This window comes from Bacteroides sp. UBA939, assembly GCF_002293435.1.
In the GTDB taxonomy this organism is placed as follows: Bacteria; Bacteroidota; Bacteroidia; order Bacteroidales; family Bacteroidaceae; genus Bacteroides.
On record NZ_DBDF01000200.1, the window covers coordinates 1 to 17,844 of the forward strand.

At 40.4% G+C, this 17,844-nt stretch carries 16 protein-coding genes and 1 tRNA gene; 10 read left to right on the plus strand and 7 right to left on the minus strand.

The window, feature by feature from the left end; all coding sequences use genetic code 11:
• The first annotated feature begins 57 nt into the window (after nt 1-57).
• The 4 genes from B2Z67_RS12940 to B2Z67_RS12955 all read left to right on the plus strand — a co-directional run bounded on the left by B2Z67_RS12940 (nt 58) and on the right by B2Z67_RS12955 (nt 3,205).
• On the plus strand, nt 58-762 hold the full coding sequence (locus B2Z67_RS12940) for a pirin family protein (protein WP_291530256.1): 705 nt from the start codon (nt 58-60) through the stop codon (nt 760-762).
• Between the two features lie 84 nt (nt 763-846).
• Nucleotides 847-1,578 carry an MBL fold metallo-hydrolase gene (locus B2Z67_RS12945; protein ID WP_291530257.1) on the plus strand — a complete coding sequence of 244 codons (732 nt, stop codon included), beginning with the start codon at nt 847-849 and terminating at the stop codon, nt 1,576-1,578.
• A 12-nt stretch (nt 1,579-1,590) separates the two neighbouring features.
• Nucleotides 1,591-2,757 (plus strand): DUF4468 domain-containing protein, encoded by a 1,167-nt coding sequence (locus tag B2Z67_RS12950; protein ID WP_291530258.1) that lies wholly within the window; start codon nt 1,591-1,593, stop codon nt 2,755-2,757.
• Between the two features lie 70 nt (nt 2,758-2,827).
• Entirely contained in the window at nt 2,828-3,205 is a 378-nt protein-coding gene (locus B2Z67_RS12955; protein WP_291530259.1) for a VOC family protein, read from the plus strand.
• An 87-nt stretch (nt 3,206-3,292) separates the two neighbouring features.
• Here B2Z67_RS12955 and B2Z67_RS12960 read toward each other — a convergent pair whose 3' ends face one another.
• The gene (locus B2Z67_RS12960) at nt 3,293-3,475 is read right to left on the minus strand and encodes a hypothetical protein (protein WP_291530260.1); all 183 of its coding nucleotides are present in this window, start codon (nt 3,473-3,475) and stop codon (nt 3,293-3,295) included.
• Nucleotides 3,476-3,601: 126 nt separating this feature from the next.
• Here B2Z67_RS12960 and B2Z67_RS12965 point away from each other — a divergent pair, with 126 nt between their 5' ends.
• The gene (locus B2Z67_RS12965; RefSeq protein WP_291530261.1) at nt 3,602-4,333 is read left to right on the plus strand and encodes a class I SAM-dependent methyltransferase; all 732 of its coding nucleotides are present in this window, start codon (nt 3,602-3,604) and stop codon (nt 4,331-4,333) included.
• A gap of 24 nt (nt 4,334-4,357) precedes the next feature.
• Here the strand turns inward: B2Z67_RS12965 and B2Z67_RS12970 are convergent, their stop codons facing one another.
• The 6 genes from B2Z67_RS12970 to B2Z67_RS12995 form a co-directional block, all read right to left on the minus strand.
• Entirely contained in the window at nt 4,358-6,229 is a 1,872-nt protein-coding gene (locus B2Z67_RS12970) for an SLC13 family permease (protein ID WP_291530262.1), read from the minus strand.
• Nucleotides 6,230-6,321: 92 nt separating this feature from the next.
• Nucleotides 6,322-6,780 carry a WbuC family cupin fold metalloprotein gene (locus tag B2Z67_RS12975; protein ID WP_291530271.1) on the minus strand — a complete coding sequence of 153 codons (459 nt, stop codon included), beginning with the start codon at nt 6,778-6,780 and terminating at the stop codon, nt 6,322-6,324.
• A gap of 2 nt (nt 6,781-6,782) precedes the next feature.
• On the minus strand, nt 6,783-7,130 hold the full coding sequence (locus B2Z67_RS12980) for a UpxY family transcription antiterminator (RefSeq protein ID WP_291530263.1): 348 nt from the start codon (nt 7,128-7,130) through the stop codon (nt 6,783-6,785).
• Complete coding sequence (locus B2Z67_RS12985; RefSeq protein ID WP_291530264.1) at nt 7,106-8,215, minus strand: Wzz/FepE/Etk N-terminal domain-containing protein; 1,110 nt, start codon at nt 8,213-8,215, stop codon at nt 7,106-7,108. The genes B2Z67_RS12980 and B2Z67_RS12985 overlap by 25 nt, the downstream gene beginning before the upstream one ends.
• An 8-nt stretch (nt 8,216-8,223) precedes the next feature.
• Nucleotides 8,224-10,674 (minus strand): SLBB domain-containing protein, encoded by a 2,451-nt coding sequence (locus B2Z67_RS12990; RefSeq protein ID WP_291530265.1) that lies wholly within the window; start codon nt 10,672-10,674, stop codon nt 8,224-8,226.
• Nucleotides 10,675-10,809: 135 nt separating this feature from the next.
• Entirely contained in the window at nt 10,810-12,486 is a 1,677-nt protein-coding gene (locus B2Z67_RS12995) for a polysaccharide biosynthesis protein (protein WP_291530266.1), read from the minus strand.
• A gap of 200 nt (nt 12,487-12,686) precedes the next feature.
• Here B2Z67_RS12995 and B2Z67_RS13000 point away from each other — a divergent pair.
• The 5 genes from B2Z67_RS13000 to B2Z67_RS13020 all read left to right on the plus strand — a co-directional run bounded on the left by B2Z67_RS13000 (nt 12,687) and on the right by B2Z67_RS13020 (nt 17,535).
• A tRNA-Thr gene (locus B2Z67_RS13000) sits at nt 12,687-12,759 on the plus strand.
• Between the two features lie 82 nt (nt 12,760-12,841).
• A complete protein-coding gene (gene mltG / locus B2Z67_RS13005; RefSeq protein WP_291530267.1) occupies nt 12,842-13,879 on the plus strand; it encodes an endolytic transglycosylase MltG in 1,038 nt (345 codons plus the stop codon).
• Nucleotides 13,880-14,028: 149 nt separating this feature from the next.
• Complete coding sequence (locus B2Z67_RS13010) at nt 14,029-15,621, plus strand: thiamine pyrophosphate-dependent enzyme (RefSeq protein WP_291530268.1); 1,593 nt, start codon at nt 14,029-14,031, stop codon at nt 15,619-15,621.
• Between the two features lie 4 nt (nt 15,622-15,625).
• Nucleotides 15,626-16,207 (plus strand): indolepyruvate oxidoreductase subunit beta, encoded by a 582-nt coding sequence (locus B2Z67_RS13015; RefSeq protein WP_291530269.1) that lies wholly within the window; start codon nt 15,626-15,628, stop codon nt 16,205-16,207.
• A 20-nt stretch (nt 16,208-16,227) separates the two neighbouring features.
• Nucleotides 16,228-17,535, plus strand: a complete 1,308-nt coding sequence (locus B2Z67_RS13020) for a phenylacetate--CoA ligase (RefSeq protein ID WP_291530270.1) — start codon at nt 16,228-16,230, stop codon at nt 17,533-17,535.
• Nucleotides 17,536-17,844 lie beyond the last annotated feature (309 nt).

Consider the following 17,844-nt stretch of genomic DNA (forward strand, 5'->3'; position numbering starts at 1 on the left):
ATTATTTACCGAAGTATTGATATAGCAATCATGCTAAAAAGAAAAAGAATATAAGTTATGAAAAAAGTAATAGACAAAGCAGATAGCCGCGGACACGCGCTATATGACTGGCTCGACACCCGTCATACATTCAGTTTCGACACATATTATAATCCACGTCGCATGAATTTCGGCGCTCTTCGCGTATTAAACGATGACCGCGTAGCTCCGGGAAAAGGTTTTGGTCTACACCCGCACAAAAACATGGAGATTATCTCCATTCCCTTGAAAGGAAAGCTAAAACACGGTGACAGTCAAAAGAATAATCGAACTATCACCGCCGGCGATATACAAACCATGAGTGCCGGATCCGGCATTTATCACAGTGAAATCAACGGCAGCGATACCGAACCGGTAGAGTTCCTGCAAATCTGGGTGATGCCGGAGAAGTTGAATGAGCCGCCTGTTTACAAGGATTATGATATACGTTCACTATTACACAAGAATGAACTGACTTTGATTGTTTCGCCGGATGGTGATGCACCTGCCCGCATGTTACAACAAGCCTGGTTTTCTATCGGCGAAATAGAAGCCGGAAAGAAAATAGACTACCAAATGCATGAGTACCAAACAGGTGTCTACATCTTCGTTATTGAAGGGGAAGTGAAAGTGGACGACACTATCCTTTCACGCCGCGACGGTATGGGAGTATATGACATACAGAGTTTTGAGTTGGAAACACTGAAAGACTCCCACATCCTGCTGATAGAGATACCAATGTAAATAAACCTTTTGCATAAAATAACACTAAATACTCGAGGTTTGTGTAGCGTTTTTCGTAATATTGCACTATAATTCAGCGCGTACATGAAACTTGATTATATTTATCATAGCGGCTTCGCAATTGAAGCGGACGGAGTAACGGTCATTATCGATTACTACAAAGATTCCTCCGAACAGGAATATAATAAAGGTATTGTTCATGACTACTTGCTGAAAAGACCGGGAGAGTTATATGTACTCTCTTCTCATTTTCACCCCGACCACTTTAATCGCGAAGTTCTTTCATGGCAAACAGAACATCCGGATATTCATTATATCTTCTCCAAAGACATTCTGAAACATCGCCGCGCTACACGCGATGAAGCAATATATATAAATAGAGGTGATGTATATGAGGATCAAAACATTCGTATTGAAGCTTTTGGCTCTACCGACGTAGGTATTTCTTTTCTTATCGACTTGCAAGGCGTCCGCCTGTTCCATGCCGGCGATTTAAACAATTGGCATTGGAGCGAAGAATCCACCCCACAGGAAATCCGTAAAGCAGAAGGTGACTTCCTTGCTGAAGTGAAATGCCTTCAACAAACAGCTCCTTCGGTGGATGTAGCCATGTTCCCCGTGGACAGTCGCATAGGGAAAGACTACATGAGAGGAGCCGAACAATTCGTGGAACGAATAAAAATTGCTATATTTGTCCCCATGCACTTTAGTGAACAGTATGAGAGTGGAAATGCCTTTCGTACATTTGCAGAAAGTGCAGGATGCCGCTTTTTAGCCATTACCCGATTGGGTGAGAGTTTTGATATTAATCAATAAAACATATGCATTATGAAAAATTTGACACAGCTTCTTCTGGTATTGATATGTATTTGTCTGCCTGTTACGATGCACGCCCAAAATGATGAAAACGACAACAGCAAGTATCTGACAGGGGCAGTCCCCGAAGTAGAAGGCAAAGTTGTATTCACCAAAGAGTTCAGTATCCCCGGTATGTCTCAGGAAGAGATCTACAAACGTATGCTGAACTGGATGGAAAAACGTCTGAAACAGAATGAGAACAATAGCCGGGTCGTATACTCCAATCCTGAAGAAGGACAGATTGTCGGCATAGGCGATGAATGGATTATTTTTAATTCAAGTGCGCTTTCGCTGGACCGTACCAAAATTCTATATCAGCTTTCCGTGATCTCCGCACCCGAGAAATGTACGATGAAAATAGATAAAGTCCGTTTCAACTATCGGGAAGGAAAAGATAAATATACGGCGGAAGAATGGATTACAGACAAATACGCCCTGAACAAAGCTAAAACCAAATTAGTAATCGGGCTTGCTAAATGGCGTAGAAAAACGGTTGATTTCATAGACGACCTTGCTGTTGGAGCTACCAGAGCTCTCAGGGCAACCGCTATTCAAAAGGTTGCTCAACCGGAAAAGAAAGCTATCAATTCAGGTCCGATAGTAATTACCCCGGAAACAACAGTCGACGTAATAACTCCGGCAGAAACAGTAAAAGCTCCGGTAGCGGGTGCTCCTGTTACATCTGCTACTCCCGTTGCTTCAGACACTCCTGTTACTTCAAATACTCCTGCAGTTAACTTGGAAGTTGGAACACCTGCAGTTTCAAGCACTCCCGGCACAGTACCCGGCTATAAAGAAGTAGCGCCTGACAAATTACCAACTAACGCTATTCAAATGGGAGCTGGTAAATTAGTGATTGTTATCGGTACGGATGCATTCAATATGACAATGATGACAGCCAATGCAGGTGGTTCTTTGGGTAACATGTCAGGTAAATCTGTAATTTTCAGTTTCCTGTCTCCCGACCAACCTTACGAACAAATGGAGAAAGCCGGAACTTATACTATCCGATTCTACCCAACAAACCAAACTGAGCCATCCGTTGTTCTGGAATGTAAAAAGTTGCCTGCACAAGCGCCTATGGAAGGTCAGCCACGTATGTATATAGGCGAAATTTTGAAAGCATTTATTAAATAATGCCCAATGGTAAATGAATGCTTAACCGCATAATAAATGAGAATGAATTGCCCTAACTCAAATTAACGATATGAAAATAAATAGTAAATTCGACCATTTCAATATCAATGTCACAAACCTGGAACGCAGTATTGATTTCTACGAAAAGGCATTGGGGTTACAGGAACATCACCGCAAAGAAGTCTCTGACGGTTCTTTCACGTTGGTCTATCTGACAGACAACAGTACCGGCTTCCTATTGGAATTGACTTGTCTGAAAGAGCATCCGCAAGCCTATGAACTGGGAGAAAACGAAAGTCATTTATGTTTTCGGGTAGCGGGTGATTACGATACCATCCGTCGATATCATAAAGAAATGGGTTGGGTATGCTTCGAGAACACATCAATGGGAATATATTTTATTCATGATCCGGATGATTACTGGATAGAAGTTCTCCCGGAGAAGTAAAACGATAAGCAATAAACAATAAGATGGTAAGATGACAGGGTTTTTATGCCCCACTCATCTTACCATCTTACTATTTAATCATATTCATCATTTATGCCTGTTAGCCCTCTTCTTCCGTATCTCAGCTTTCATCTTGGCAGCGCCTGAACCATGTTTCCCGGTAATATAGGACTTCTTTTTAGCTTTAGTTTTCACCTTTCCATCTTCTTGAGGCTTGTCTTTCTTTCCCTTAAAGACAATTCCTCCCATCATTGCTTCTTCTATACTCATATATTCAGTTTCTTTTTATTAATAAAAGCCGGTACATCTTCATCATACACCTGCACAAAGATAGTTTTTTTCTGCCAATAGACTACATTTTTCGTATCTTTGCCGACAACTTTTAGAGTTAGATAGATGAATACCACTCTGCTTTCTGCCGATAAGGACCCTATGGGAGCGGCAATTGCTGACTTCTTTAAACACCATAAAGCCAACAGGCTGCGGGTGTTTTCTTCACAATTCGATGAAGATGAAATACCGGTTAAGGATTTGTTCCGTACGGAAGAACAAATGCCGGTATTGGAGCGTACTGCCATACAACTGGCTAAAGGGAAAATACTGGATGTAGGTGCCGGAAGCGGATGCCATAGTCTCATCCTGCAGAAGATGGGCAAAGAAGTACATGCCATTGACATATCTCCCCTTTCGGTAGAAACAATGCAGCAGCGCGGTGTCCGGCACGCCACTTTGATCAACCTGTTCGACGAACATTTCTGTGATGCCTACGACACAATATTAATGCTGATGAACGGTTCGGGAATTATAGGTAAGTTAGAGAATCTGCCCGGCTTCTTTAAGAAGATGAAACAACTTCTACGTCCCAACGGTTGCATCCTTATGGACTCCAGCGACCTGAAATATTTGTTTGAGGAAGAAGACGGAAGTTTTGTTATTGATCTGGCAGGTGACTATTATGGAGAGATAGACTTCCGGATGCAATATAGAAATGTCTTAGGAGAATCGTTCGACTGGCTATACGTCGATTTCCAAACGCTCAGTCTTTATGCTGCCGAAAATGGTTTCCGGGCCGAATTGATAAAAGAAGGAAAGCACTATGATTATTTAGCCAAGCTGACCTTGAAGTAAAGTCAGCCCGGACTATATTTTAAGTTATACATTAAACGGAAACAATAATGGGAGCACAAAGATCATCACAATTCCCATAATAATCTGCAATGGCAAACCAACTTTTACATAATCCATGAACGTATAACGTCCAGCAGGCATCACCAACGCATTAGGAGGAGTGGAAAACGGAGAAGCAAAACACATACTTGCCGCCACGGTCACAGCAAACAAGAACGGATAAGGACTCAACCCTAACTGCATGGCAGCATGAAGGGCAATTGGGGCCAAAAGTACAGCCGTTGCCGTATTACTAATAAACATGGTCATCAGTGAAGTTGTGAAATAAACACCTGTCAACAATATATATGGGCTGTAATTACCCAATCCGTTGACCAACGACCGGGACACCATCTCTGACGCACCAGTCTTTTCCAATGCCAACGACATCGGTAACATGGCTGCTATCAATACAATACTTTCCCAGTTTATGGTTTTATATGCTGCTTCCACATTCCTGAAACAGCCTGTAAGTACCATCAATAAACCGGCAATCATCACTGCCGTAACAGGAGCTACAGGTATGAAATCAAACATCATCGTTACAACCATTCCTAACATAATAATTGCAGCAACAGGTGCCTTATGATTAAGCGTCACTTTGGCTGCCTCAGCCAAAGGCTGCCCCAACACTACCCAATCGGATGGTTCCTCACTCAAACGAGCTATATTTTCCCAAGTACCTTGCACTAACAGGACATCTCCCGAATGCATTTTTTCATCTTTCAAATTCTTCAATATATATTGGCGCTTACGCTGGATACCAAGGATATTCACACTGTACTTTTTGCGAAAACCGGAGTCTCTCACCAACTTATTAACCAGATGTGATGCAGGCATTAATACGATTTCGGCAATACCAATTTCTGTAAATTCCAACTTATTTCCTGTTGCTTCCATCTCACCCTCCGCAGTATGGACATCCAGTAAACCTAACGTGTTCTCTTCTGCAAAATGTTTCACATTAGTGAATTCTCCCAATACATACAATATATCATTTGCTTGAATTACAGTATCGGCAACAGCCATTTCCTGACTCATCGTTTTGAAAAAATGGCGGTGGGAAGAAGATGATTGTCGACGAACCTCAAGAATAACGACATTATAGCGTTGTGTTATGCTCAGTTCCTGTATGGTTTTTCCGGCTAAGGAAGACTGGCCTCCTACTTGCACCCGGCACAAGTTCCGAAATAATTGGTACTCTCCCGCTAACTCTCTCAAAGATTTATTCTTCTTACCTTTACTACCTTTATCTGTCTTCTTAGTCAGGAAAATCTTACTTAAAGGAATCAATACCACCAACCCGACAGTCACACAAACCAATCCTACAGGGGTAAACGAAAAAAAAGTTAGTGGAGTATATCCGGCAGAAGTCAATACCTCCTGAATCACAAGGTTAGGCGGGGTACCAATCAATGTCATCATACCACCCATACTACTTGCAAAAGCAAGTGGCATCAACAAGCGGCTAACATTAATTTGCGAACTCATAGCCATACTTACTACAATAGGAAGCATCAAGGCCACCGTACCGGTATTACTGACAAAAGCACCGATAAAAGAGGTTGCTAATATAATGAGTATGAAAAGTTTCAGTTCGCTATTACCGGCTAATTTCAAGATACGGCTGCTTATCATTTTCGCCAGTCCCGTCTGAAAGATAGCACCGCCTACGACAAAAAGTCCTATCATCATTATAACTACAGAACTGGAAAAGCCAGTGAGAGCTTCTTCCGGAGTCAGAATACCCAATATAATCAATAATACTAAAGCACAAAGCGCCACCAAATCGGAACGCACTTTACCACTCATGAAAAATATCGCGGAAAGGAAAAGGATAATGAGAGTTATATACATACAAATAGAAAAATATCAATATAGCAGACTCTCTCTACTGAACAGAATGAGAGTCTCTTAGTCGTTATATACCAAATACCTGAAACAGTAAATCAAACTTCCAACATTCGTTTCATAAAGACAGCCGCACCTTCCAAGTCAGAAGATGCAGGCGCCCACGGTGCAATGTCTTCAGGGGAAAGCGACTGATAAGGACCACGCTTGATTTCAAAAATCACTGTACCGGACTCCAATACGATGATACTATGCCATGTAGCGGCGGGAATCTCTAAACCATAATTTCCAGCCGACGGATCAAGACAGACCTTCTCTGTCACATTACCCAAATCGTCATAAAAAAAGGCTAATAAACTTCCACGCAATACTAAATAGGTTTCTTCCTTATTAATATGACGATGGGGAGGAAGATAAGTTCCCGGCTCCAAAGCATTAAGCAGACGATGAATAGGAGCATCTAACGACTCATGAAGATTATAATTCATGCGTAAACGAGGATTCTCCTGTGCTTCACGAGTTACATTGTCCAATAATTCTTCTGTTATCAGCTTCATCATCACTTCAATAATTGAGCAAATTTACCCGGAAGATTTGCTTTATCTGTTACTACGGAAATCTCCTTGCCATCAGTATCTATCAGGAAAGCAGCTTTTTGAGAAGCTACAACAGCAACCGCCTCTTGTACATTCCCTTCTAAAAAAACACAACCGGAGAAGAAAGGAACAATAACTTCTTTGGTTTTTCCTTTACAACTTACATAAATTGTCTGCATGGGACAATAAGTCTTATATCCGGCAGTATTTAGATGCTGCATTAATTTCCGTTCCAACCTTGGTGCTGTATACAAAACATACCAGCAACGTGTATTCTCATCCACTATCATATCGTTGTTTGCTTTTTCCATCCTTTTATTAAATCCTTTATAAATAATATCCAGCCAACACTACCTACACCAGCCAAGAATACAAAACCAATCAAAATCATAACTTTGCTTGGTTTGGACGGACGCAAAGGAACCGTCGCAGGTTGTACTACGGTATATACCGGAGTAATCTCCTGTACTTTAGCTTTTGCCATTTGTAATTGTTGTGCCATTTGAGTATATACATTATATGCCAAATTCATTTCATTCTGTAAACGCTCCTGTTCAGCACGATAACTCAACAGAATAATATTCTGATTAGCATCAACAAAAGAAGCATACTTCCCTTGGGCTTCCGTATAATTCGTTTTCGCTTCGCCATATAATTTCTCCGTAAAAACCAAATCATGACGAGCTTTGTTGGTACGGTAGTTGGTAATATAATTCTGCAAACGATACATAACCGTATCTGTTAATGAAGCAGAAATCAAAGGGTTTTGCATGGTTACCGTCAATGTGGTAACACCGGTTTTCTTATCAACAGAAACAGCAATACGTTTACTTAATGCCTCTGCTATATCAGCTTCGTTCTTAGTTAGCCTAAAAGGATTTAACGTACCATCTCCTCCTACTTCTTCATCTTTAAATAAAGAAACAACCCATCCCAAAGCCTTAAAAGGAGCAGATGTAATCATACCCCACCAGGGCGCACGCTGATGTTCGTCTAAATAAACATACAGGGTCGTATCTATTTCTTCATCATCGTCTTTGACATTCACATCAAACAGTTCGGTAAGAAATGGAGTGGAACTTACAATATCCGGATAAAGATCCGGAGAAAGAGCATCTTCGCCTGCAGAAGTTCCCATATTAATACCGGCCATAGCAGCCAAAGCTCCCATACTTCCTGTTGTGGATTTTCCCGAACTTTCGGGTGCTAAAGTTACACTGGTCGAATATTCCTTAGGAATGCTAAACGCTACGACTAATCCAATCAATACAGCATATCCGCACGCTTTTAAAACCAACTTACGCTCTGCCCAAACTTTCTTAGCAAGTTCGATCAAATCTATTTCCTGTTCCTCTGCTTGTTGAGGAAATGTGTTTCGTTTATCTTCTTCACTCATAATCCAATTTATTTGAATGCATTAGCTAAAGTTGCCACCATTGCCGCAATCGTAGCAGTCGTACTAGTTACACTTAAAATCTCGGCTAATTGCAGCCCTTTCTTTTCAGTCTTACTCGGAACAATTATTTCACATCCCGGCTCTATTCTATTAATATTTCGAGCTTTCAAACGAGAAACCGTACCATTCATATACACCACATATACTTTGCTCTTTTTAGCCATATTACCATAGCCACCTGCCTGATTAATATAGTGTCTAAGATTTTTCCCACGCTGATATACAACTGTATTAGGATACATAACAGAACCACTGATTTTCACAGTACTAATATATTCCGGAATGTACAATACATCTCCTTCACGCAATACTAAATCAAAATCTGATTTCGGATTTGCCAAGGCTTTCTCTAAATCAATACCAACAGTATATGTATCTGCAATATTCAATTTTTGTATAGATATGGAATCTTTACCTTCACCATTTCGGGCCATACGGACAACATCATCTTGTCGACGTTTTTCTTCATCCGAAAGTTTACGAATTAAACGGGCGCCTTTTACGTATGCCTCCATTGTTACACCACCAGCTTTATTTACCAAATCAGATAAACGTTCATTCTTCTTTAATAGCGAATAATTACCGGAAAAAAGAACCTCACCCGCAACAATCACATTCTGTTGCCTACGGTAAGCAGGGCTTTTACGGATATAAACAACATCAAATGGCTTCAGGTAGAACTGCTTATCATTTTCATCAACAATTAACCCATCCTTTATATCAAGCGTATATGACTTCCCTAAAATACTACTAAAAGAAGTACTTTTCGGATCTTTAATACGACGCGCAACCTCAACTCTTGTTGTTGCTGCTTCTTCCAACAAACCGCCGGCCTGAACAAGCAAATCTTCGACAGTCATATTCTTAGAATAAAGGAAAGTTCCCGGATTAGCAACTTCACCATGAACGGTAATCGTCTCTTCTTCTTTCAGGTCATTTATACTAGGTATATACAAGACATCATTTTTCTGCAAAGGAATATCGGCAACTGTACCTTTCAATAATCCATCTAAGTCAATCGCAATAATTTCATGAGATAAATCTTCGTGTTCACGATCCATTATTACCCTATTCAGAAAAGCATCTCCACGTAACCCTTCTGCTTTCTTTATCAATTGCTTTACAGTATTTACAGTACCATCTAATTGATATAAACCGGCACGAAAGACAGCTCCACGTACTTCTACTCGATTTTCAAAACGATCGAGTACAGCATCTATAGTAATCATATCACCATCATCCAAACGGAAAACGGAATAATCCATTTCGTCAACATTGTAAACCTGATGTTCACGCCCGCTCTTACGTACAATACGGACAGCCTTTTTATATGCATCACCCATAAAACCACCGGCATAATTCAATATGGCAGCCACAGTCTCAGTAGGTTTCATTTCATAATACATCGGTCTTTTAACCTTACCTACTATTTCAACTAAAGACTGATATGGGTCTACAATGATAACATCACCTTCCTGAAGACGTATATCATCCTTCATTTGACCTTTCATAATGAAAGGGTAAACATCCAAATCCGCAAAAGTTTTGCCATTACGCATCACTTTAATACTGCGTAGACTACCAATACGATTTACGCCACCGGCACGATACAAAGCATGGAATACGGTAGAGAATGCAGATAAAGTATAAGTACCCGGCACAGAAACTTCTCCCATAATATTGATCTGTATGGTACGAATATCACCTAAAGTTAACTTTATCTGAGAATTCGGTTCTGTTCCTGAAATGCCCGAATATATTTTAGAGAATTCCTGCTGCAAAAAAGAGTTCGCTTCTTTCACGGTCATTCCACTCAAGTGAACCGGGCCTAAACCTCGTACCAAGATAGTTCCTTCCGGTGAAATCGTCTGACGAATCGTGTTTTCCGAAGCTCCCCAGATATCAATAATAACTTCATCGCCCGGTCCCAGACGGTAATTAACCGGAGTAGCCAAATTCGCACTCGGTTCAAAAGAAAGATTTCGATTGGTAAACAAACTATGACCAAAGATATTACTACCCGGAGCTTCGGGGGTAGCTCTGGCATCACGTTTTAAATCTATAATCTCTTTCTGTTCTTCTAACTCGGCTTCTTCATAAGAAGTACCTCGAATGGCTCTTCCATCCGTTATTAAGGAAGTACGCTCGCGAAGTTGTGAAGGTATATTTTCGCTCCCATTTGCAGCAGTACTATGTTCTGCATATTCATTTTGTATCCGAACAACTTGTTCCTTAGTTACCCCTCTACGCAAAAGTTCGGTAGTCATCTGTTTTTGTGACTTGCCGGATCTTTGTGCATCCTTCACATATTGAACGACCTGTTCATCTGACATTTGTTGGGCCACAACACCTCCTATCAGGATGAAGATTGAAAAGAATAGTGCTATTAATCTACGCATAAGATATTTGATTAATCTTTAGAATTCTTACAATAAATATAAATCGAGCACAAAGGTAATACATTATTTCTTAACACCCATTTATTTTACATCGATTTTTTGGAAAAAAGAATTAAAACTATCTCTATCAATCATTCAAACCTCTACGCAAGCGCTAACACTGCTTGAAATTATTTCTTTCATACTGTTAACCATTTCTGCCGAACTCCAAGCATAATTATTTTCCACTAAAACATTAATTTGTTCGCAAATGGTATTATAATCTACAAGATCTTCCTTACTTTTTTTTATTTTTTCATGATAAATTGGTATTACGTCAGCCGCCGCATTATCCTCAAATACATATACTGCACCATTCTCTCCAAAATTCCCAATTTCCAATATCAACCGGCAAGCTTCAGGCATAGTCATCTGACCATGAGGAATATCAGGATATACATCTCCAAAGCGGACTATGAGTAATTTAGTAGTATCATTCTCCTCCGCTATTTTCTGGGATATTCCTTGTACATACATTTCAGCCAAACGCTTAGTATATCCCATAACATGAATAGGAAATAATGCATGATCTGTAGAAATAATAACACATCTACCTATTCTGTATTTCACAGACAAATCCACTATATTCTTTGTTCCTAGCACATTCCCTTGCATAGCTTCAGCAGGATAGTCCTCAAGCATGGAAATATTTTTGTAAGCTGCGGCATGGAATACAAGTTGTGGCATATATTCCCTGAAAATCGCTTCCATCCGACTTCGATTTGTCACATCCGCAACCAACACTCGTACTTCCAGATTTTTCCAGTCATCAGATAACTCTAATTGAATATCGTACAAAGGAGACTCAGCCTGGTCAACTAAAACCAATTGATATGGATTATACACTGCTAATTGGCGAATGATTTCACGTCCTACCGCACCGGCAGCACCTGTTATCAAAATACGGCGTCCTTCAATACAAGCAGCTATTTTACGAATATCCACATGAACCTGTTCACTGCGTAACCAATCTTCTATTTGATTCTTTTTCACAATCCCATCATTCAAACAGTTACTTAAAGGTGAGATAACCATCACATGAATATCATGAGCCAACATTTTTCCCATTGTACCTGACAACTCCAAGTCAGCCAATTTATCAGATGAAACAATGACGGTATGCACATCCTTTCTTTTTAGATGACCGAATAACGCACTATCGTTTGCATACACTCTACACCCCATTGTATGTTTACCTATCATCCAAAGTTGATCGGATATAAAGCCTCGCACACGATAATGATTATCTCTACTGATGCGTAAAGATTTGGCAATATTCACCCCTACCCCATGACAACCGTAAATAAACACATTTACACATCGCTTATTATCAAAAGACAGGACTTCATGTAGCATTTTCACTAAGATACGCAAGCAAACCATGAATATTAAATTGAATATATACGCTACAAAAACAACGCCACATGGTAACGTCTCACCCATTCCAAAGGTAAACCAACAATAATTCCCAATCCCTAAAAGTCCATAACTCAACGTGAGGGATAGAAACACTCGATAGATATCTACAAAAGAAGAAAAGCGAATAACTCCGACATGTGTATGGAAGATATAGAAAGAAAACAGATTGCATAATAAAGAGAAAAAAAGCATCCATAAACAGAGTGAATAGTTATATATAATAGATGACTTTTCCAACTGAAGAGCACATGATAAAACCATGGACACCAGAACTAAACAAACATCAATAACCAAGATAATCCACTTGGATGCGATTCTGGATGAAATATTTTTATAATATACTTTCAGACTCATTGTTTTTGCTAGATTTTGGAATGACAAAGCGGTTTCGCAAAGATGTACTTTTTATATTAATAAAACAATTTTTTTAGAAAGAAATGTGACAGTAAGAAGATAAAAAAAGAAGTTGGACTCTTTTTTTTTAGAAAAACACCCGTTTCCTTTCATATTTTCAAAGAAAGTTGTAAATTTGCACCCCGTAAACGAAAACTAATGCCGCTATAGCTCAGTTGGTAGAGCAACGCATTCGTAACGCGTAGGTCTCCAGTTCAAGTCTGGATAGCGGCTCTTTCAAAAATATAAAAGGTCACTCCTCTTTATTCCATATATTCCTCTTACCTTTGTCAGACTTAAAAAAACATAAAATTATATGAAGAAGAAAACTAGAAGGATACTCTTCGGGGGACTGATAACACTGTTTCTCATTGGTGTAGCTTGTGCAGGAACTTTCTATTACTATCTGTTCTATCCGCAATTTCATCCTCAAAAAACCACCTATATCTATATTGATAGAGACGATACGGCAGATTCGATATATAATAAGGTGAAAAAGCAAGGGCAACCTAAAAGTTTCGCAGGCTTCCTGTGGATGTCCGAGTGGCGGGATTATGGTTCAAATATTCATACCGGACGCTATGCAATCCGTCCGGGCGAGAATGTGTACCACGTCTTTAGCCGTATGTACAGGAAATATCAGGAGCCAACCAACCTGACAATTGGAAGTGTACGTACCTTAGATAAGCTGGCACGCAATATAGGTCAACAGTTAATGATTGACTCTACTGAAATCATAACAGTAATGAACAATCCGCTATTTCAAAAGGAGATTGGCTACAACCAAGAAACAATGCTTGGTCTTTTTATTCCCGAAACCTTTCAGGTGTATTGGGATATGAGTGTCGACGACCTATTTACCCGCATTAAAAAAGAACATGAAAACTTCTGGAATAAAGAACGATTAGCTAAAGCAGAAGCTATCGGCATGACGCCTGAGGAAATATGCACCCTGGCCTCTATTGTAGAAGAAGAGACGAATAATAATCAGGAAAAGCCAATGGTTGCCGGACTTTACATCAATCGCCTGCAAACGAACATGCCGCTGCAAGCCGATCCGACAATCAAGTTCGCTATACAAAATTTTAATCTAAGAAGAATCACTAATGAACTTCTGAACGTCAACTCTCCCTATAATACATATCTAAACACAGGATTACCCCCCGGACCGATACGTATTCCCTCACCCATTGGTATTGACGCCGTATTGAATTATACAAAACACAATTATATCTACATGTGTGCAAAAGAAGACTTTTCCGGCACTCATAACTTTGCCTCCAATTATGCCGACCACATGAAAAATGCCAGAAAATATTGGAAAGCCTTAAACGAAAGAAAGATTTTCAGGTAAAATTGTAATAAAATAAAAGCAAAAGCCTATATTTGTGAGCGAAAAACGCAGATTATACAGACTTGTACAGATAACAGAACGACTGTGCTTCCGCTGCGTAATCTGCGTTTATAATTTATATGATATGACTAACACTTAAATATTCAGATATGAACAAGCAACTTTTACTTGGCGATGAAGCCATTGCGCAAGCTGCATTAGATGCCGGATTATCAGGCGTTTACGCCTACCCAGGTACCCCTTCCACAGAAATAACCGAATATATTCAAACGGCTACCATTACGACTGAAAAGAATATTCACAATCGTTGGTGCTCTAATGAAAAAACAGCGATGGAAGCTGCATTAGGCATGTCGTTTGCAGGTAAACGAACATTAGTTTGCATGAAACATGTAGGTATGAATGTAGCAGCAGACTGTTTTATCAACTCGGCCGTCACAGGAGTAAAAGGTGGATTAATCGTAGTAGCTGCCGACGATCCCGGTATGCACTCCTCACAAAATGAACAAGATAGTCGCTTCTATGGTGACTTTGCTCTTATTCCCATGTATGAGCCAAGTAATCAACAAGAAGCTTATGATATGGTTTATAATGGTTTTGCCCTTTCGGAGAAAACAAACGAGCCACTCATACTGCGTATTGTAACCCGTTTGGCACATTCCCGTTCAGGAGTAGAACAAAAAGTACAGCAACCTCAGAATGAAATTTCATTTAGCGAAGATCCACGTCAGTTCATCTTGCTTCCCGGTAATGCCCGTAAGCGCTACAAGATTCTATTGGAACGCCAAGCAGAGTTTATTGAAGAATCAGAAAACTCTCCTTACAACAAATATACTGACGGGGTTAACAAAAAAATGGGCATCATAGCCTGTGGCATTGGTTATAACTATCTGATGGAGAATTATCCGGAAGGTTGCGAATACCCTGTGCTAAAAATCGGACAATATCCGTTACCAAAGAAGCAACTTATGCAATTGATAGAAGCATGTGACGAGATTTTGGTATTGGAAGACGGACAACCATTTGTTGAAAAACAACTGAAAGGTTATCTTGGTATCGGTATAAAGGTGAAAGGGCGTTTAGATGGTACATTATCGCAAGATGGGGAATTAAATCCCGATAAAGTAGCACGTGCTGTGGGAAAAGAAAACAAATCAGAATTCAGCATCCCCCCCCTTGTAGAAATGAGACCTCCCGCATTATGTGAAGGTTGCGGTCACCGGGATATGTACACAGTTTTGACGCAGGTCTTGAAAGAAGAGTATCCCGGCCATAAAGTATTCAGCGATATCGGCTGTTATACCTTAGGAGCCAACGCCCCGTTCAATGCTATCAACTCGTGTGTAGATATGGGAGCCTCTATCACTATGGCAAAAGGTGCGGCAGATGCCGGAGTTTACCCTGCGGTAGCAGTCATTGGTGACTCTACTTTCACCCATTCCGGCATGACAGGTCTTTTAGATTGCGTGAACGAAAATGCAAATGTAACAATTGTAATTTCCGATAATGAAACTACTGCAATGACTGGAGGTCAGGATTCTGCCGGAACCGGACGCATTGAAGCAATATGTGCCGGAATCGGTGTACAGCCTGAGCATATCCGTGTCGTTATTCCCCTAAAAAAGAACTACGAGGAAATGAGACAGATTATTCGTGAAGAAATCCAATATCGTGGAACATCTGTTATTATCCCGCGCAGAGAATGTATTCAAACTTTATCACGTAAAAAACGAAAAAAGTAAAATCATGAAAAAAGATATCATACTTTCCGGCGTAGGAGGACAAGGTATCCTCTCAATCGCTACAGTTATCGGTAAAGCCGCTCTCAAAGATGGATTATATATGAAACAGGCAGAGGTACATGGCATGAGCCAGCGTGGTGGAGACGTACAATCTAATCTGCGCATCAGCGACCAACCTATTGCCTCCGACCTTATTCCTTTGGGCAAATGCGATCTCATCATCTCACTTGAACCAATGGAAGGATTACGTTACCTCCCCTATTTAAGCCATGAAGGCTGGTTGGTAACCAACGAAACCCCATTCGTTAACATTCCTAATTATCCGGCCGAAGAAGACATCAAAGCCGAATTGGATAAACTACCGCATAAGATTGTCCTGAATGTAGATATGATAGCCAAAGAAGTAGGTTCTGCACGCGTAGCAAACATTGTTTTGCTGGGTGCAACAATTCCTTTCCTTGGTATTGATTATGAGAAAATACAAAGTAGTATCCACGAAATCTTCGGACGTAAAGGTGAAGATATTGTGGAAATTAACCTGAAGGCACTTGCTGCCGGAAAGAACATCGCCGAAAAATTAATATAAAACATTCAATATCAAAAGCCATGAATAACAAATATTGGGAAGAAGAGATAGAAATTATGAGTCGTGAAAAGTTGCAGGAGTTACAACTTCACCGGTTAAGAAAATCCATAAACATTGCGGAAAACTCACCACACTATAGTAAAGTATTCAAAGAACACGGCATCACTGCCGATAGTATCCGCACAATAGATGATATCCGGAAAATTCCGTTTACCACTAAAGCCGACATGCGCGCAAACTACCCGTTTGGATTAGTATCAGGTAATATGCGTGAAGATGGTGTACGCATACACTCTTCAAGCGGAACAACCGGTACGCCGACCGTCATCGTCCATTCTCAACACGATTTAAGTTCATGGGCTAATCTGGTAGCACGCTGTTTATATATGGTTGGTGTGCGTAAGACTGATGCTTTCCAAAATAGTTCCGGTTATGGTATGTTTACGGGAGGTTTGGGATTTCAATATGGCGCAGAACGCTTGGGGGCATTAACAATCCCGGCAGGAGCCGGCAATAGCAAACGTCAGCTCAAGTTCATTACCGACTTTGAAACAACCGTACTGCATGCCATCCCCAGTTATGCCATTCGCTTGGCCGAAGTATTCCAGGAGGAAGGAATTGATCCTACAAGTACCAGTTTGAAAACACTTCTCATCGGTGCGGAACCTCACACTGATGAACAACGCAAGAAGATAGAACACATGTTAGGTGTCAAAGCTTATAACAGCTTTGGAATGTCAGAAATGAATGGTCCCGGAGTTGCTTTCGAATGTCAAGAGCAAAATGGTATGCACATCTGGGAAGATTGTTATTATGTTGAAATTATCGATCCTGAAACAGGGGAACCCGTACCCGAAGGTGAAATCGGAGAATTAGTACTCACTACTCTCGACCGCGAAATGATGCCTTTGTTCCGTTATCGCACTCGTGACCTTACGCGTATCCTTCCCGGAGAATGTCCTTGCGGACGCACGCATGTGCGTATTGATCGCATTAAAGGACGGAGTGATGATATGTTTATTATCAAGGGGGTAAACATCTTCCCAATGCAGGTAGAAAAGACATTAGTACAATTCCCACAATTAGGCAGTAACTACCTCATTACCTTGGAAACAGTTAATAATCAGGATGAAATAATTGTAGAAGTAGAACTTAGCGATCTTTCAACCGACAACTACATTGAATTAGAAAAGATACGCAAAGAGATTACTCGTCAACTTAAAGATGAAATCTTAGTTACTCCAAGAGTAAAGCTTGTAAAGAAAGGCTCTCTACCGCAAAGCGAAGGAAAAGCAGTCAGAGTAAAAGACTTACGGGCAAATCAATAAATAAGCAACAGCTTTGAGCATCTCTAAATCCGTCCCATGAGACAAAAAAAATCGTCTCATGGGACGGATTTTTTCGTCTCGTGAGACGGATTTCTTCGTCTCGTGAGACGGATTATTTTGTCTCGTGAGACGATTATTTTCGTCTCGTGAGATGATTCCCTTTTGATAAGAGGTTCTTTATCGCTGCTTCAAATGCCATTTTGAACTTACTACGTAGTAGTGTACAAACTTCTACGTAGTAATGACCCAACTACTACTAAGTAGTTAAGCAACCAACATCAGAGAAAGGCTCACCCGATATTTCATGGG

What these genes read in the sequence shown, in the direction of transcription:
- B2Z67_RS12960 (WP_291530260.1), bottom strand. Translation starts at nt 3,475, where the DNA reads ATGAGTATAGAAGAAGCAATGATGGGAGGAATTGTCTTTAAGGGAAAG.
- B2Z67_RS13010 (WP_291530268.1), top strand. Translation starts at nt 14,029, where the DNA reads ATGAACAAGCAACTTTTACTTGGCGATGAAGCCATTGCGCAAGCTGCA.
- B2Z67_RS12940 (WP_291530256.1), top strand. Translation starts at nt 58, where the DNA reads ATGAAAAAAGTAATAGACAAAGCAGATAGCCGCGGACACGCGCTATAT.
- B2Z67_RS13015 (WP_291530269.1), top strand. Translation starts at nt 15,626, where the DNA reads ATGAAAAAAGATATCATACTTTCCGGCGTAGGAGGACAAGGTATCCTC.
- mltG (WP_291530267.1), top strand. Translation starts at nt 12,842, where the DNA reads ATGAAGAAGAAAACTAGAAGGATACTCTTCGGGGGACTGATAACACTG.
- B2Z67_RS12990 (WP_291530265.1), bottom strand. Translation starts at nt 10,674, where the DNA reads ATGCGTAGATTAATAGCACTATTCTTTTCAATCTTCATCCTGATAGGA.
- B2Z67_RS12970 (WP_291530262.1), bottom strand. Translation starts at nt 6,229, where the DNA reads ATGTATATAACTCTCATTATCCTTTTCCTTTCCGCGATATTTTTCATG.
- B2Z67_RS12950 (WP_291530258.1), top strand. Translation starts at nt 1,591, where the DNA reads ATGAAAAATTTGACACAGCTTCTTCTGGTATTGATATGTATTTGTCTG.
- B2Z67_RS13020 (WP_291530270.1), top strand. Translation starts at nt 16,228, where the DNA reads ATGAATAACAAATATTGGGAAGAAGAGATAGAAATTATGAGTCGTGAA.
- B2Z67_RS12995 (WP_291530266.1), bottom strand. Translation starts at nt 12,486, where the DNA reads ATGAGTCTGAAAGTATATTATAAAAATATTTCATCCAGAATCGCATCC.
- B2Z67_RS12975 (WP_291530271.1), bottom strand. Translation starts at nt 6,780, where the DNA reads ATGAAGCTGATAACAGAAGAATTATTGGACAATGTAACTCGTGAAGCA.
- B2Z67_RS12985 (WP_291530264.1), bottom strand. Translation starts at nt 8,215, where the DNA reads ATGAGTGAAGAAGATAAACGAAACACATTTCCTCAACAAGCAGAGGAA.
- B2Z67_RS12965 (WP_291530261.1), top strand. Translation starts at nt 3,602, where the DNA reads ATGAATACCACTCTGCTTTCTGCCGATAAGGACCCTATGGGAGCGGCA.
- B2Z67_RS12980 (WP_291530263.1), bottom strand. Translation starts at nt 7,130, where the DNA reads ATGGAAAAAGCAAACAACGATATGATAGTGGATGAGAATACACGTTGC.
- B2Z67_RS12955 (WP_291530259.1), top strand. Translation starts at nt 2,828, where the DNA reads ATGAAAATAAATAGTAAATTCGACCATTTCAATATCAATGTCACAAAC.
- B2Z67_RS12945 (WP_291530257.1), top strand. Translation starts at nt 847, where the DNA reads ATGAAACTTGATTATATTTATCATAGCGGCTTCGCAATTGAAGCGGAC.